The organism is Arthrobacter sp. G119Y2 (assembly GCF_038069765.1).
In the GTDB taxonomy this organism is placed as follows: Bacteria; Actinomycetota; Actinomycetes; order Actinomycetales; family Micrococcaceae; genus Arthrobacter_B.
Window position 1 is genome coordinate 333,333 of sequence record NZ_JBBPFS010000001.1, and the last position, 14,729, is coordinate 348,061.

Below are 14,729 nucleotides of genomic sequence, written 5' to 3' on the forward strand. Positions count from 1 at the left end.
GAAAAGCGGCTCCTCTGATCCTTCCGTTAAAAAATGTTTGACAGGACAAAGTCCGAACGGCAGAGTGTGGGGTGTGGCTCCGGTCACATCCATAGCCAAAGCCGGGTGGAGCTTCCCGCCCGGAACGGAAAGGCCGGCGGATCACAGTGGCTCACGACGTACTCACCATGGGACGGATCAGCGTTGACGTCTACCCGCAGGACATCGGCGTGGGTCTGGCCGACGTCGGGACGTTCCGAAAATATCTGGGCGGCTCGCCGTCCAATGTGGCCGTGGCGGCAGCCCGGCACGGCCGGGAGAGCGCCGTTATTACCCGCACCGGCCAGGATCCGTTCGGGGAGTACCTGCACGGGGAGCTGCAAAAGTTCGGGGTCGACGACAGCATGGTCAGCGCCGTGTCCGGCCTGCAGACTCCGGTCACCTTTTGCGCCATCCAACCGCCGGACGACTTTCCGCTGTATTTCTACGGACGTTTTCCCACAGCTCCTGACCTGCAGATCGCGGCCGGTGAGCTGAACCTGGAGGCCATCCGCGACGCGGGGATCTTTTGGTCCACTCTGACAGGCCTGTGCCAGGAGCCCAGCCGTGCGGCCCACCTGGCCGCGCACGAGGCACGTCCGCGTCACGCCCTCGTCCCGGGCCGGCATACCGTGCTGGATCTGGATTACCGGCCGATGTTCTGGCCATCCGTTGCGCAAGCCCGGGAACAGATTGCCTGCATCCTGCCCCACGTCACCGTCGCCGTCGGTAACACCACGGAGTGCGCGGTGGCAGTCGGACCAGGGACGCCGGACGAGCAGGCTGACCGGCTGCTCGAAGCAGGAGTTCGCCTGGCCGTCGTCAAGCTCGGTCCCGACGGCGTGATGGCCAGGACGGAATCCGAGCGGGTGGTTTCCGCCCCGGTTCCTGTGCAGACGGTCAACGGGCTGGGGGCCGGAGACGCGTTTGGCGGCGCACTCTGCCACGGATTGCTGGCTGGCTGGCCGCTGGCCGCCGTGCTGGAGTATGCCAATGCTTCCGGAGCGCTGGTGGCGTCCAGGATTTCCTGCGCCGACGCCATGCCGACGCCGGCGGAGGTCACCGGACTGCTCGCCGAACGCGGCCGCATGGTTCCGGAGCTCCTGGAGGCCCTGTCATGACCGGGGAAGGCTCTGCCATGACCGGGGCAGCCGCAGATCCCCGGCGTTATGAGCACCTCTCCCGCATCCGGCTCGAAGATCCGGACGCCGTCCGCCGTGCCGCAGCAGACCGTCCACCGCACCCCGGCCCGTCGGCCGGCCGGCAGAACCTCATTCTCGCAGCAGACCATCCCGCCCGGGGTGCGCTCGGCGTCGGGGACCGGCCGGCGGTCATGGCGAATCGTCATGAACTGCTTGACCGGCTGCAGGAAGCGTTGGCCAATCCCGCCGTCGACGGCGTTCTGGCCAGCCCGGACATCATGGATGACCTGCTCCTGCTCGGCGCCCTGGACGGCAAGCTGCTGTTCGGGTCCATGAACCGCGGCGGCCTTGCCGGGTCCGTCAACGAAGTCGAGGACCGTTTCACCGGACATACCCCCGCGGCGCTGGAGGAACTTGGAGCGACCGGCGGCAAAATGCTGACCCGGATCTGCCTCGGTGATCCTGCGACGCCCGCCGCACTGGAAGCGGCGGCACAGGCCATCAACAGCCTGGCGGAGCGGCGGCTGGTGGCCATGGTGGAGCCCTTCATGTCCGTGTGGGACAACGGACTGCTCCGCAACGACCTGAGCACCGACGCCGTCGTCACTTCAGTGGCGATTGCCTCCGGACTCGGTTCCACGAGCGCCTACACCTGGATGAAGCTGCCGGTGGTCCGCGACATGGAACGGGTGCTGGCATCCACCACCATGCCCACCGTGCTCCTCGGCGGTGACCCGACCGGCTCTCCGCAGGAGACGTACTCACTCTGGGAAGAGGCACTGAAGTTGCCCGGCGTTCAGGGCCTGACGGTGGGCCGGACCCTGCTGTTCCCGAAGACCGGCACCGTCAGCGAAGCCGTGGCCGCAGCGGCAGCACTGTTGAGGACCGGAACCGCATCCAACACCCGCAGCGAGCAGGAGGTTTCCAGCTGATGGTTACCCGCAGAATGACCGTGGCCCAGGCAGTGGTTCAGTTCCTGGGAAACCAGTACGCCGTGGACGAGGCCGGCGGGCCCGAATACCGCGAGCGCCTGTTCCCGGGCATGTTCGGCATTTTTGGCCACGGCAACGTTGCCGGCGTGGGGCAGGCGCTGAAGCAGGCACAGGTTAAGAACCCGGCGCTGATGCCGTACTACCAGGGACGCAATGAGCAGGCAATGGTGCACCAGGCCGTGGGGTACGCCCGGCACACCCGCCGCAGGGCCACGTATGCGGTCACCAGTTCAATCGGGCCCGGAGCAACCAACATGCTTACCGGTGCAGCACTGGCCACCACCAACCGGCTCCCGGTGCTGCTGCTTCCCTCCGACACCTTCGCCACCCGCGCCCCCGACCCCGTGCTGCAGCAGCTGGAGCGGCCGGAGGCGTACGACATCACCGTCAATGACGCCTTCCGTCCGCTCTCCCGCTACTTTGACCGGGTGGTCCGCCCCGAGCAGCTCTTCTCGGCGTTCCTTCACGGCCTGCGGGTCCTGACTGACCCCGCAGACACCGGTGCGGTCACCATCTCCCTGCCCCAGGACGTGCAGGCCGAAGAACTGGACGTTCCCGAGGACTTCCTGGCTGAACGCGACTGGCGCATCCGCCGCCCGGTCCCCGAGGAAGAGGACATCCGGCGTGCCGCGGCCCTGATCCGCGGAGCCAGGCGTCCGCTCATCATCGCCGGCGGCGGCGTGCTGTATTCCTTTGCCGCGGACGAGCTGGCCCGGCTGGCGGAGCAGACAGGCATCCCGGTCGCCTACACCCAGGCCGGCGTCGGCTCCGTGCCGTGGAACGCGCCCTACTGCCTGGGCGCGGTGGGGTCCACGGGCACGACGGCGGCCAACGCCGTCGCCCGCGAAGCCGACCTGGTGATCGGGATCGGCACCCGCTACGAGGACTTCACCACCGCCTCCCACACGGCCTTCCAGAATTCGCACGTGCAGTTCGTGAACATCAACGTCGCCCCGATCGATGCCTACAAACTCGGCAGCGCCCTGCCGATTGTTGCTGACGCCCGCAAGGCTCTGGTGCGCCTGGCGCAGCAGCTGGGCGGATACCGCATCGGCGGCGACCTGGAGCAGCTGATGGCCGCCGAGAAGCAGCGCTGGGACCGCACTGTTGATGAAGCGTTCAACGAGCGGCACACCCCGCTGCCGAGCCAGAACGAGATTATCGGAGCGGTCAACCGTGCGATGGAAGCCCGCGACGTCGTCGTCTGCGCCGCCGGCTCCCTGCCGGGGGACCTGCACAAGATGTGGCGCATCCGCGATCCGTACGGTTACCACGTGGAATACGCCTTTTCCACGATGGGGTACGAGATCCCCGGCGGACTGGGCGTCAAGCGGGCCTCCATCGACGAGGCGCAGCGGGCCGGCGACGGCGAGACGCCGCGCGACGTCGTCGTCATGGTGGGGGACGGTTCCTACCTGATGATGCACACGGAACTGGTCACCGCCGTCGCCGAGGGCATCAAGCTCATCACCGTCCTGATCCAGAACCACGGCTATGCCTCCATCGGAGCGCTTTCGGAATCGCTGGGCTCACAGCGGTTCGGTACCCGGTTCCGAACGCTGGACGCCAAGCAGCACACGTTCGACGACGGCGAGACGCTCCCGGTGGACCTCGCGGCGAACGCCGCGTCACTGGGCGTCCGGGTGATCCGGGTGGAACCCGGACCGAACGTCATTGCCGACCTGGAGACTGCCGTGGCAAAGGCGAAGGCCGAACCGGAAGGGAGCGGACCGGTGCTTATCCACATCGAATCCGATCCCCTTATCGACGCTCCCGATTCGGAATCCTGGTGGGACGTCCCGGTCGCGGAAACATCGGAACTGGAGTCCACCGGCGCAGCGAACGCCACCTACACGGAGCACAAAGCCCGGCAGCGGCCGCTGATCGGGTGAGGGCCGTGCGGCAGCAGCGGCGCTCACCCGTACGGTCTCGGCAGGAGCTTTTCACAGAGCAGGAAACTTCCACATCCTCTGAAGAAGGCAGGACCAGCTAAATGGAAGAGAACACAGTCATCATCGGCACCGCCCCCGATTCCTGGGGTGTCTGGTTTCCCGATGACCCGCTCCAGACCCCCTGGCAGCGCTTCCTGGACGAGGCTGCCGGAGCCGGCTACTCCTGGATTGAACTGGGCCCCTACGGCTATCTGCCCACTGATCCGGTCCGGCTGGCCGATGAACTGGCGCAGCGGAGCCTGAAACTGAGCGCCGGCACCGTGTTCACGGCCTTTCACCGCGGCGGCAGGCACTGGGGAATGAACGGGGGCACTGCGGAGGAACCCATCCGCAAAGTGGCGGAACTGGCGGCCGCGCTGGGCGGGGAGCACTTGGTGGTGATTCCGGCAATGTGGCGCGACGACGTCAGCGGCGAGGCACTGGAGAATCCCGAACTTTCCGCCGAACAGTGGAATGACCTGCTTTCCGGCCACGACCGGCTGGGCAGGATCCTGGGCGAGGAATACGGACTGCAGCAGCAGTTCCATTCCCACGCTGACTCCCACGTGTGCTCCCAGCCGGATATCGAGCGGTTCCTGCAGGGAACCGACCCGTCGCTGGTCTCGCTGTGTTTGGACACCGGACACGCCGAGTACGGAGGAGCAGACAGCGTGGAACTGATCTCCAGGTATCCGGACCGGATCGGCTACCTCCATTTGAAGCAGATCGACCCGGAGATCCTGGCCAACGTGCGGCAACAGAACCTGACCTGGGCGGCGGCAAACCTCGCCGGCGTCATGACGGAACCTCCCCGCGGCCTGCCCGACCTCTCCCGCGTGATCGCTGCCGCGGAAAACCTCGGCAGGCCGCTCTTCGGGATTGTGGAGCAGGACATGTATCCGGTCGCCGATTTCGGGATTCCGCTGCCCATTGCCCGCCGCACCCGCGACTACCTGCTCTCCTGCAGTTCCCCGACCCGGATTTCCTCACGGCCGGACGCCTAACACCGAACCCAGCCCGACTTTAAGGAGGCTCAGATGAGCCAGAATCTCCGCGTCGCCGTCATCGGAGCCGGCCGCATGGGCGTTGACCATATCCAGCGCCTGCACCGGCGCATCCACGGAGCGGAGGTGGGCGCCGTCGTCGACATCGATCCGGAGCGCGCGGCAGCCGCTGTTGCGGGAATCCCCGGCGCCGCCGCTCTGACCGACGTAGCCGACGCGCTGGGGAACCCGGACACGGACGCAGTGCTGCTCGCCACCCCCGGCTTCCTTCATGAAGAAGCCCTGCATGCCATCCTGGCCCGGGACTTGCCGGTGCTGTGCGAAAAACCGCTGACGCCGGATTCGGCGTCGGCCTGGCGCGTGGTGCAGGCCGAGGAAAAGCTGGGCCGCCGGCGGATCCAGGTGGGCTTCATGCGCCGCTACGACTCCGAGTACGCGCAGCTCCAGGCACTGATCCGCAGCGGCGAGCTGGGGGAGGTGCTGATGCTGCACCACCAGCACCGCAACCCGTCCACCCCGCCCGGCTTCACCAACGAGATGCTGATCAACGACTCCGTGGTGCACGAGTTCGACGCCGTCCGCTTTTTCACCGGTGAAGAGATCACCTCCGTGCAGGTCCGGACCGGCAAAGCCACCCGCAGCGCGCCCGCCGCCCAGCAGGATCCGCAGCAGGTGCTGCTCGAAACGGCATCCGGGGTGCTCGCCGACGTGGAGATCTACGTCAACGCCCAGTTCGGCTACGAGGTAGCCACGCAGGCCGTGTTTGAGCAGGGTGTTTTCCGGATCGGGAACGACGCCGGTCCGTACCTCAGTACGCAGGGCCGCTGGGGCGGTCCGGTCAGTCCGGGCTTCGCGGCACGGTTCAGCACCGCCTACGACCGCGAGGTTCAGGCCTGGGTGGACGCCGCGCGGCAGGGCAGCATCACCGGGCCCGGCGCCTGGGACGGGTACGCCGCGGCTGCCTGCTGCGAGGCGGGCGTGGAGGCGCAGCGGACCGGCCAAAAGGTAGCCGTCATCCTCAATGACAAACCGCCGCTGTATCTCCAGGCCTGAGAAGAGGCTCACCATGAAGATTGCCCTGGACCCCACCCCGTTCCACCGCACCCACGGCCTGCTGGAATTCCCGCGGCTCGCCGCCGAACTGGGGTATGGGTACCTCCAGCTCACGCCACACCCCGACGTCCTGCCCTTCTTCACCCACCCCAAGGCCGACAACGCACTGGTGGCGGATCTGCGGAAGGCCTGTGCAGAGGCGTCGGTGGAAATCGCCTCGGTCCTGCCCGTGCTGCGCTGGTCCTCCCCGGACGAAAACCTGCGGCAGGCCGCCGTCGGCTACTGGAAACGCGCGGTGCAGATCGCCGTCGACCTTGGGGTTACCCAGCTGAACACCGAGTTCAGCGGCCGGCCGGAACAGCCGGAGGAATCGGAAGCGGCGTTTTACCGGTCCATGGAAGAACTGGTGCCGCTGTTCGAGCGCGAGGGCGTTCATGTAGCGATCGATCCGCATCCGGATGACTTTGTGGAGGAAGGCATTGCCGCCTGGCGGGTGATCCGCGGAGTCAACTCGCCGAATCTCGGCATGGTGTACGTGGCCGCCCACACATTCCACATGGCGGACCCGCCGGCGGAGATTATTGCTGCGGCGGGGGACCGGCTGCGGGTGGTCCACATTGCCGACACCATGAACCACACCGCGTCCTCCGGGCTGCGGTACATCACCAACCCGCCGGGCAGTCCCGTGCGTGTGCACCAGCACCTGAAGATCGGCGACGGCGATGTGGACTGGCCCGGACTATTCGGGGCACTGGCCGGGAGCGGATTCCTGGACCGCCCGGAAACAGTCATGGTTTCCAGCGTCTTTGCCGAAAATGAAAACGCCGTTGAAGTATCCCGCTATCAACTCACCACTATGCAGGACCTCGTCCGGAGCAGCGGGCGAAGCCGGGCAGGGACGGAGGAACGATGAGTGCGACCAGCCAGCCCAATGAGGAACTCCAACCGGATGGCCCGGCCGGGGAGGGCCCGGGAGAGGCGGCGAATGAACGCAAGCCCAACAAGCAGCTCAAAAGGATCGCCGCCGTCAGTACCCTGGGCGGCCTGCTGTTTGGTTATGACACCGGCGTCATCAACGGCGCCCTGCCGTTCATGGAGGAAGATCTGGGCCTGACCCCCGTCACCACCGGCCTCGTGACCAGTTCGCTGCTGGTGGGTGCGGCGTTCGGCGCGATCACCGGCGGGAGGCTCGCGGACCGGTTCGGCCGCCGGCGGCTGATCATGGGACTGGCAGCGGTATTCCTGCTGGGCACCATCGGCGTCTCGCTGGCGCCAAACGTGGAGATCACGGTGTTCTTCCGCTTCATCCTCGGCCTGGCCGTGGGCGGGGCATCCGCCATGGTCCCGGTCTTCCTGGCGGAAATGTCCCCGGCCCACCTGCGCGGCCAGATGGTGACCCGGAACGAACTGATGATTGTCTCCGGCCAGCTGCTCGCCTTCATCACCAACGCCGTGCTGGGCAACATCTGGGGTGAGAACCTCGGCATCTGGCGCTGGATGCTGGTCTTGGCCACCCTGCCGGCCATCGGCCTCTGGCTGGGCATGCTGCGGGTGCCGGAAAGCCCGCGCTGGCTCGCGTCCATGGGCAGCTTCCCCGAAGCCTTTGAGGTGCTGAAGAAAATCCGCACCGAGGCCACTGCCCGCAAGGAATTCGACGAAGTCCGGCATCTGGCCCGTGAGGACTATGAAGCCAAGAAGGGGTCGATCCGCGACCTCAACGTTCCCTGGATGCGCAGGATCTTCCTGATCGGCGTGGGAGTGGCCATCTGCCAGCAGATCACCGGCGTGAACTCGATCATGTACTACGGCACGGAAATCCTGAAGGAGTCCGGTTTCGGCACCGAAGCCGCGCTCACGGCCAATATTGCCAACGGAGTGATTTCCGTCCTGGCCACCTTCGTGGGGATTTGGCTGCTGGGCCGGGTCGGTCGGCGACCGATGCTGATGGTTGGACAGCTGGGCACCATAGTGGTGCTGGCACTGATCGGAGTCTTCTCCCTGGTGCTGCCCGAAGGAACCGGCCGCGGGTTCGTCATCCTGGCGCTCACTGTCTCCTTCCTGGCCTTCCAGCAGGGCGCCATTTCGCCGGTGACCTGGCTGATGCTCTCGGAAATTTTCCCGCTGCGGATCCGCGGTCTGGGCATGGGCAGCACGGCTTTCATTCTGTGGATGGTCAATTTCGCCGTCGGTTTCAGCTTCCCGATGCTCACTGCGGCCATCGGGATCTCGGGAACCTTCTTCCTGTTCTCCGGCGTCGGCATTTTCGCCGTGCTGTTCGTGAAGGCCTATCTTCCCGAAACACGCGGGAAGTCGCTGGAGGAACTGGAGGAGCAGTTCCACGCCCGGGATGCCGCCGCCCTGCGCCGGCAGGGTCCCACCGTGGCTCCGGCCCTCGGCTAAGCCACTCCCGGTCTCCCCGCTGCCCCTCCCGGGTTAGGGGGAGGGGAAAGGCCTCAGGGGGTGAAGGGAAGCCGGGGATCCATCTGCTGGGTGTCCCACGTTTGCCGGATCCAGCCGTGGTGCGGGTCGTCGCTGATCAGCCATTCCCGCACCCGGCCGGGGCCGGCCATCACGTTGAGGTAGTAGAGGTCGTAGCCCGGCACCGCCATTGCCGGACCGTGCCAGCCATAGGGCACCAGAACGACGTCGCCGCTGCGCACCTCCGCACTGACGTCAATCGGCCGCTCATCTGAGGCATAGACCCGTGCAAATCCGATGGGGTCCGTAGCCGGGGGTGCCGGAGCGTCAGCGGCCGTTTGCGCCTCGAAGTAGTAAATCTCCTCGAGGTTGCTCTCGCCGTCCTTTTCCTCGTCATGCTTGTGCGGGGGATAGGAGGACCAGTTGCCGGCCGGGGTGATGACCTCGCACACGATGAACCTGTCAGCCTCGAGTGTCCCGGGTGTGCCGAAGTTGTGGACCTGGCGGGAACAGGCTCCGGATCCCCGCAGCTCCAGCGGCGTTTCCTCTGCCCTGACCAGTCTGACCGGATAGCCGGCCGAAGCAGGTGCCAGCGCTACGGCGACCCTTCCGCCGTCCTCCGACGAGATGGTCAGGGACGTCCGGATGCCTGAATACAGGACATCGGTGGGTCCGCGAAAGACCGAGCGCCGGCCCCGCAGGTCATATTTGGTGCCCTCGACAGTGACCGAGAAGGCGCCCTCGAGCGGGATGACCAGCCGTTCTTCATCCTCGGCGGGCAGAGACACGGAGGCACCGGGGGCGAGCGCGGCAACCTTGATGCCGGTGTGCGCCCAGCCCGGAACCCGGGCGGCACTATCGGACGCGCCGAGCGATACCTGCCAGTCGCCGTCGTTCGCGGAACCGAAGGGATAAACCCACTGAGGTGTTTCCGGCATGGATTCTGTCTCCTTGGGCATCGGCCGGCGGACAGGGAAAAGTCCTGCCGATTCTTGCTTTGTGAGAATGTCCTGTCAAGAGTCCGGCTACGACTGGACGAGGGTCATTTCAAAGCTGTACGAGTCTCCGCGGTAGACGTGGCGGCCGGTCTCCACGTTCCGGCCGGCGTCGTCCACCGCCGTGCGTTCCATCGTGACCAGGGCGGCGCCCGGCGAGGTGTGCAGCAGCTCTGCCTGCTTGGCAGTTGCGACGGTAGCGCCCACCCGCTGGGTGGCAAGGCGGAAGTTGACGCCGGCGTTCCGGAGGATTTGGTAGAGGCCCTCGCGGCGGAGCCCTTCCTCGGTGATTTCCGTGATGTCGTTCCGCACCCAGTTTTCCATCAGTGCCAGGGGCTTCCCGCCCACGCTGCGCAGCCTCTTCAGGTGGTAAACGTTGACGCCGTCCGGCAGCTCCAGTGCCCGGGATATATCTTGATCTGCCGGTCCGTGGCGAAATTCCAGCACTTCCGTGGAGGGTTTCTGGCCGCCCCGCTGCAGATCGTCGTACAGGCTGGAGAGCTCCAGCCGGCGCCGTACCTGGCTGGAGACCACCTGCGTGCCAACGCCCCGCTTCCGCACCAGCAGTCCGGAGCGGACCAGCTCATCCATCGCCTTGCGCATGGTCGGACGGGACAGTTTCAGTTTGCCGGCGAGCTCGATTTCATTGTCCAGTCTGGAGCCGTATTCCAGCTCGCCGCTGTGGATGGCTGCTTCGATGCCCTGGACCACCTGGTGGTACAGCGGCACCGGGGAGGACCGGTCGATCGGAATGTTGAGTTCTGCACCCATGTGCCGCTCCTTCGCTTACTTCCCGGTCTGCTGTACGGAGGCCTGGCCCCGGTCCGTTTTGTCTGCCCTGCTCGTCTGCACTGCCGCGCTATGTCAGGACAAAAGTGTCCTTCGATTGTACACAGCGACGCCGGTCACAGCCCGGGACCGTCGCTGGCCGCCGCCCGGGCGGCCACAGGTCTTTCCTGGTGTGTATATGTCCTGACAATCCATTGACTCTGTGAGGCGTGTCGCTATTCTGGACTTCCCAGCTGAAGTGGAGTCACGCCTCCGCGGGCCGACCGAAGGTTCAGGGCGGGGATCACGAAGACAAAGGAGACTCTCGTGTCACACAAGCTTTCCTGGCGGAAACTGGCAGCGGCCGGTGTACTGGTTCCGGCCCTCGTTCTCACGGCGTGCTCCAGTTCGGGAGGACGCGAGCCGGAAACCGGCGGGGAGGGCGGCGGCGAAGTCGCCGGAACGGACCGGATCACGATCGCCCTGATTACCCATGCCGCCCCCGGAGACACCTTCTGGGACATAGTGCGCAAGGGCGCGGAAGAGGCATCGCAGAAGGACAATGTGGAGCTGCAGTACCTCTCCGACCCCGAAGGCGGCCGGCAGGCGCAGCTCATTGAGCAGGCGGTGCAGCAGGGTGTGGACGGCATTGCCGTCACTCTGGCCAAGCCCGACGCCGTAGCCTCCGCGCTGGAGCAGGCGCAGGCCGCCGGCATCCCCGTGGTTAGCCTGAACGCCGGCGAGGACCGCTCGGCCGAGCTGGGTGCCTTTACCCACTTCGGCTCCAACGAGCGCCTTGCCGGGGAAGCCGTGGGCCAGCGGTTGGCCGCTGACGGCTATACGCATCCAATCTGCGTCATCCAGGAACAGGGCCACGTCGGGCTCGAGAACCGCTGCGCCGGTGTCCAGGCCCAGGTTCCGGCAACGGAGATCCTGTACGTGCCGGGCACGGATATGACGCAGGTGGAGTCGACAGTGACGGCGAAGCTGCAGACATCCGCCGACGCCGACGTCGTCATCGGTCTCGGTGCCCCCTATACCCTCACCATCCTGAACGCCGTCGGCACCTCCGGCAGCGAGGCGAAGGTGGCTTCCTTCGACCTGAACGCGGAACTGGCCGAACGGATCGTCAACGGCGAGGTCATCTTCACCGTTGACCAGCAGCCGTGGATGCAGGGGTACGGCGCTGTTGATGCTCTCTGGCAGAACACGCGCGGCGGCTTCCAGATTGGGGGAGGGCAGCCGGTCCTGACCGGTCCCACCATCATCGATTCCACCAATGCCGAGCAGGTGGCGTCCTTCGCCGAAGACGGCATCCGCTGACGGAATCAGCCCGCTCCGCGGCCGGCACAGGCTTCGAAGTACAGAGAAAGCGAACGTGACATGGCAAACGCAGTGACTGTTGCAGTACCGGTGGCGGACGAGCGGGTGGCCGCCAAGAGCCCGCTGGCCAAGCTGCTGGGGCGGCCGGAGATCGGGGCGCTCGTGGGCGCCATTGCGCTTTTCATCTTCTTTTCGGCCGTCGCGCCGATCTTCCTCCAGCCCGGTTCCATCGCCACCGTGCTGTACGGGGCGTCGACCATCGGCATCATGGCTGTGGGGGTTTCGCTGCTGATGATCGGCGGCGAATTCGATCTCTCCACCGGCGTCGCGGTCATCAGCTCGGCCCTGATGGCATCACTGTTCAGCTGGTATTTCTCCATGAACGTGTGGGTGGGCGTGGCGCTGGCGCTGGTGATGTCGCTGAGCATCGGCTTCATCAACGGCTGGATCCTGATCAAGACCAAGCTGCCCTCCTTCATCGTCACCCTGGCAACCTTCCTGATGCTCACCGGTCTGAACCTGGGCCTGACGCGGGCCATCGGCGGCAGTGTTTCCACGCCGTCGATCTCCACCATGGACGGCTTTGATTCCGCCAAGGCGGTGTTCGCCTCCTCGGTGAACATAGCCGGTGTGGACGTGCGGATCACGGTGTTCATCTGGATCGGACTGGTGGCCGTTGCCTCCTGGATCCTGCTGCGCACCAGGGTGGGGAACTGGATTTTTGCGTCCGGCGGGGACGCCTATGCGGCCCGTGCCGTCGGAGTCCCGGTCGTCAGAACCAAAATCGGCCTGTTCATGGGGGTGGGCTTCTGCGCCTGGCTGCTGGGGATGCACAACCTGTTTGCCTTTTCGACCGTCCAGTCCGGTGAAGGCATCGGCAACGAGTTCCTCTACATCATTGCGGCCGTCATCGGCGGCTGCCTGCTGACCGGAGGTTACGGCTCGGCCATCGGCGGGGCGATCGGGGCGTTCATTTTTGGCATGGCCAACAAGGGCATCGTGTATGCGGAGTGGAACCCGGACTGGTTCAAGTTTTTCCTGGGCCTGATGCTGCTGCTGGCCACCATCGTCAACCTGGTGGTCAAACGCCGGGCCGAACAGAGTTAGCGGACGGAGATCGTTATGGACACCTTGGACAGCGGCCCGTCAGCAAGGCCGGACGGACCACCGGATGCCGCGGAAGCCGCCGACAGCCATCTGCTGATGCTGGCGGACGTGAGCAAGCACTACGGCAACATCATTGCCCTGCGGGACGTGACGATGGCGGTCGACGCCGGCAGCGTCACCTGCGTGCTGGGCGACAACGGCGCGGGGAAATCCACGCTGATCAAAATCATCGCCGGGCTCCATCCGCACGACGGCGGGACGTTCACGGTGCTGGGGGAGGAACGCCGGTTTTCCTCGCCCCGGCAAGCCCTGGATTTGGGCATCGCCGCCGTGTACCAGGACCTTGCCGTGGTTTCCCTGATGCCGATCTGGCGCAATTTCTTTCTGGGCTCCGAACTCACCACCGGCGCGGGGCCTTTTAAGCGCCTCAACGTGGAGCGGATGAAAGAGATTACCCGGAAAGAACTGCAGGACATGGGCATCGACCTGCGCGACGTTGAGCAGCCCATCGGCCAGCTCTCCGGCGGCGAGCGCCAGTGCGTGGCCATTGCCCGTGCCGTGTACTTCGGGGCCAAGGTACTGATCCTGGACGAACCGACAGCGGCGCTGGGCGTCAAGCAGTCCGGCGTCGTCCTGCGCTATATCCTGCAGGCCCGGGACCGCGGCCTTGGCGTCATCTTCATTACCCACAACCCGCACCATGCCTATCCGGTGGGGGACAGTTTCCTGCTGCTCAAGCGCGGCCGGTCCATTGGCTATTACGACAAAAAGGATGTGACGCTGGGGCAGCTGACGTCCCAGATGGCCGGCGGCGGCGAACTGGAAGAGCTGGCCGCCGAGCTGGAGGAGCTGGGCAGCCATCAGGACGTGGTGGCGCAGGTGGAAGCCGAAGTTGCCGGCAGCGAATCCGGCCGCGCGTAAGATGCCGGTGAAGGTGGGCCCGTAAGCTCAGTTAAACCGGTCGAAGGCCTCCAACAGCCGGGTGACTGAGCCGCCCAGATTCCACTCCCTGCCGAGCTTCTCCAGCTCGGCCCGCGCATCACCGGTGATCGGCCTCAGCCGGGCGCCGGCGTCGTCGAGCGTGGGCAGATCCAAGTCGCGGACCACCTTCACAACGGTCGGAGCCACCGCCAGATAGTCGGCGGCGGCCGCGAGCTTTGCCCGCACGGGTGCGGACAGGCCGCTCTCCGGATCCTGCGCGGCCGCCAGCAGCGACTCGAGGGAACCGTACTCGCCCAGCAGCGAGGCCGCGGTCTTCTCGCCGATTCCCGAGACGCCGGGCAGACCGTCGGAAGCATCTCCGCGCAGGGTGGCATAGTCCGCGTACTGCACCGGCAGCACCCGGTACTTTTCGACAATGGACGCCTCGGTCAGCACATCCAAATTCTTCATGCCGCGGGCCGTGTAGATCACGCGCACCTTCCGGTCGTCGTCGATCAGCTGGAACAGGTCCCGGTCGCCGGTCACCACGTCCACCGGCAGGTCCGCGGAGCTGGCGTAGGTGCCGATCACGTCGTCGGCTTCATGGTCCGGAGCGCCGACGACGGCGATGCCGGCCAGTTCCAGCGTGCGCAGGATCATCGGGATCTGCGGCTCCAGCGGATCGGGGACGACTTCGACGTCGGGCCCGGTCTGCACCACTTCAGCGACCCGGTGCGTTTTGTAGGTGGGGAGCAGGTCCACCCGCCACTGGGGTCGCCAGTCGTCATCCCAGCAGGCGACCAGATGGGTGGCTTCGTAGTCCGTAGTGAGCCGGGCAATCATGTCCAGCAGCCCGCGCACGGCGTTGACCGGCGTTCCGTCGCTGCGGCGGATCGTATCCGGCACGCCGTAGAAGGCGCGGAAGTACAGGGACGCAGTATCCAGCAGCATCAGTCGCGAGGGCATACGCCGATCCTTGCATGAATCGGAGGGCCGCGGGAGGAAGCCGGGGTTGGACGCCGGTTGGCTGTCGGTCGCAGCGGGGGAGACGGTCGCC

13 protein-coding genes are annotated in these 14,729 nt (G+C 66.0%); 10 read left to right on the forward strand and 3 right to left on the reverse strand.

Going from position 1 to position 14,729, the window contains the following annotated elements:
• Window positions 1-146: 146 nt before the first annotated feature.
• The 7 genes from iolC (at window position 147) to WKB88_RS01645 (ending at window position 8,540) form a co-directional block, all read left to right on the forward strand.
• A complete protein-coding gene (gene iolC / locus WKB88_RS01615) occupies window positions 147-1,139 on the forward strand; it encodes a 5-dehydro-2-deoxygluconokinase (protein ID WP_341392794.1) in 993 nt (330 codons plus the stop codon).
• A 17-nt stretch (window positions 1,140-1,156) separates the two neighbouring features.
• Window positions 1,157-2,092, forward strand: coding sequence for a Cgl0159 family (beta/alpha)8-fold protein (locus WKB88_RS01620; RefSeq protein ID WP_341392795.1), 936 nt, complete (start codon window positions 1,157-1,159; stop codon window positions 2,090-2,092).
• 14 nt (window positions 2,093-2,106) lie between these two features.
• A complete protein-coding gene (gene iolD / locus WKB88_RS01625) occupies window positions 2,107-4,044 on the forward strand; it encodes a 3D-(3,5/4)-trihydroxycyclohexane-1,2-dione acylhydrolase (decyclizing) (RefSeq protein ID WP_341393195.1) in 1,938 nt (645 codons plus the stop codon).
• Window positions 4,045-4,145: 101 nt separating this feature from the next.
• Window positions 4,146-5,087 (forward strand): sugar phosphate isomerase/epimerase family protein, encoded by a 942-nt coding sequence (locus WKB88_RS01630; RefSeq protein ID WP_341392796.1) that lies wholly within the window; start codon window positions 4,146-4,148, stop codon window positions 5,085-5,087.
• A gap of 33 nt (window positions 5,088-5,120) precedes the next feature.
• A complete protein-coding gene (locus WKB88_RS01635) occupies window positions 5,121-6,140 on the forward strand; it encodes a Gfo/Idh/MocA family protein (RefSeq protein WP_341392797.1) in 1,020 nt (339 codons plus the stop codon).
• 13 nt (window positions 6,141-6,153) lie between these two features.
• Window positions 6,154-7,053 (forward strand): sugar phosphate isomerase/epimerase family protein, encoded by a 900-nt coding sequence (locus tag WKB88_RS01640; protein ID WP_341392798.1) that lies wholly within the window; start codon window positions 6,154-6,156, stop codon window positions 7,051-7,053.
• On the forward strand, window positions 7,050-8,540 hold the full coding sequence (locus tag WKB88_RS01645) for a sugar porter family MFS transporter (RefSeq protein ID WP_341392799.1): 1,491 nt from the start codon (window positions 7,050-7,052) through the stop codon (window positions 8,538-8,540). The genes WKB88_RS01640 and WKB88_RS01645 overlap by 4 nt, the downstream gene beginning before the upstream one ends.
• 53 nt (window positions 8,541-8,593) lie before the next feature.
• Here WKB88_RS01645 and iolB read toward each other — a convergent pair whose 3' ends face one another.
• Both iolB and WKB88_RS01655 read right to left on the reverse strand, forming a co-directional pair.
• Complete coding sequence (iolB, locus tag WKB88_RS01650; protein WP_341392800.1) at window positions 8,594-9,496, reverse strand: 5-deoxy-glucuronate isomerase; 903 nt, start codon at window positions 9,494-9,496, stop codon at window positions 8,594-8,596.
• 87 nt (window positions 9,497-9,583) lie between these two features.
• Window positions 9,584-10,324 (reverse strand): GntR family transcriptional regulator, encoded by a 741-nt coding sequence (locus tag WKB88_RS01655; RefSeq protein WP_341392801.1) that lies wholly within the window; start codon window positions 10,322-10,324, stop codon window positions 9,584-9,586.
• Between the two features lie 324 nt (window positions 10,325-10,648).
• Between WKB88_RS01655 and WKB88_RS01660 the strand changes: the two genes are divergently transcribed.
• From WKB88_RS01660 to WKB88_RS01670, 3 genes are all read left to right on the forward strand, one after another.
• On the forward strand, window positions 10,649-11,644 hold the full coding sequence (locus tag WKB88_RS01660; RefSeq protein ID WP_341392802.1) for a substrate-binding domain-containing protein: 996 nt from the start codon (window positions 10,649-10,651) through the stop codon (window positions 11,642-11,644).
• Between the two features lie 60 nt (window positions 11,645-11,704).
• Entirely contained in the window at window positions 11,705-12,751 is a 1,047-nt protein-coding gene (locus WKB88_RS01665) for an ABC transporter permease (protein ID WP_341392803.1), read from the forward strand.
• 96 nt (window positions 12,752-12,847) lie between these two features.
• Window positions 12,848-13,672 (forward strand): ATP-binding cassette domain-containing protein, encoded by an 825-nt coding sequence (locus WKB88_RS01670; RefSeq protein WP_341393196.1) that lies wholly within the window; start codon window positions 12,848-12,850, stop codon window positions 13,670-13,672.
• Between the two features lie 27 nt (window positions 13,673-13,699).
• Here the strand turns inward: WKB88_RS01670 and WKB88_RS01675 are convergent, their stop codons facing one another.
• On the reverse strand, window positions 13,700-14,638 hold the full coding sequence (locus WKB88_RS01675; RefSeq protein ID WP_341392804.1) for a 5'-3' exonuclease: 939 nt from the start codon (window positions 14,636-14,638) through the stop codon (window positions 13,700-13,702).
• Window positions 14,639-14,729 lie beyond the last annotated feature (91 nt).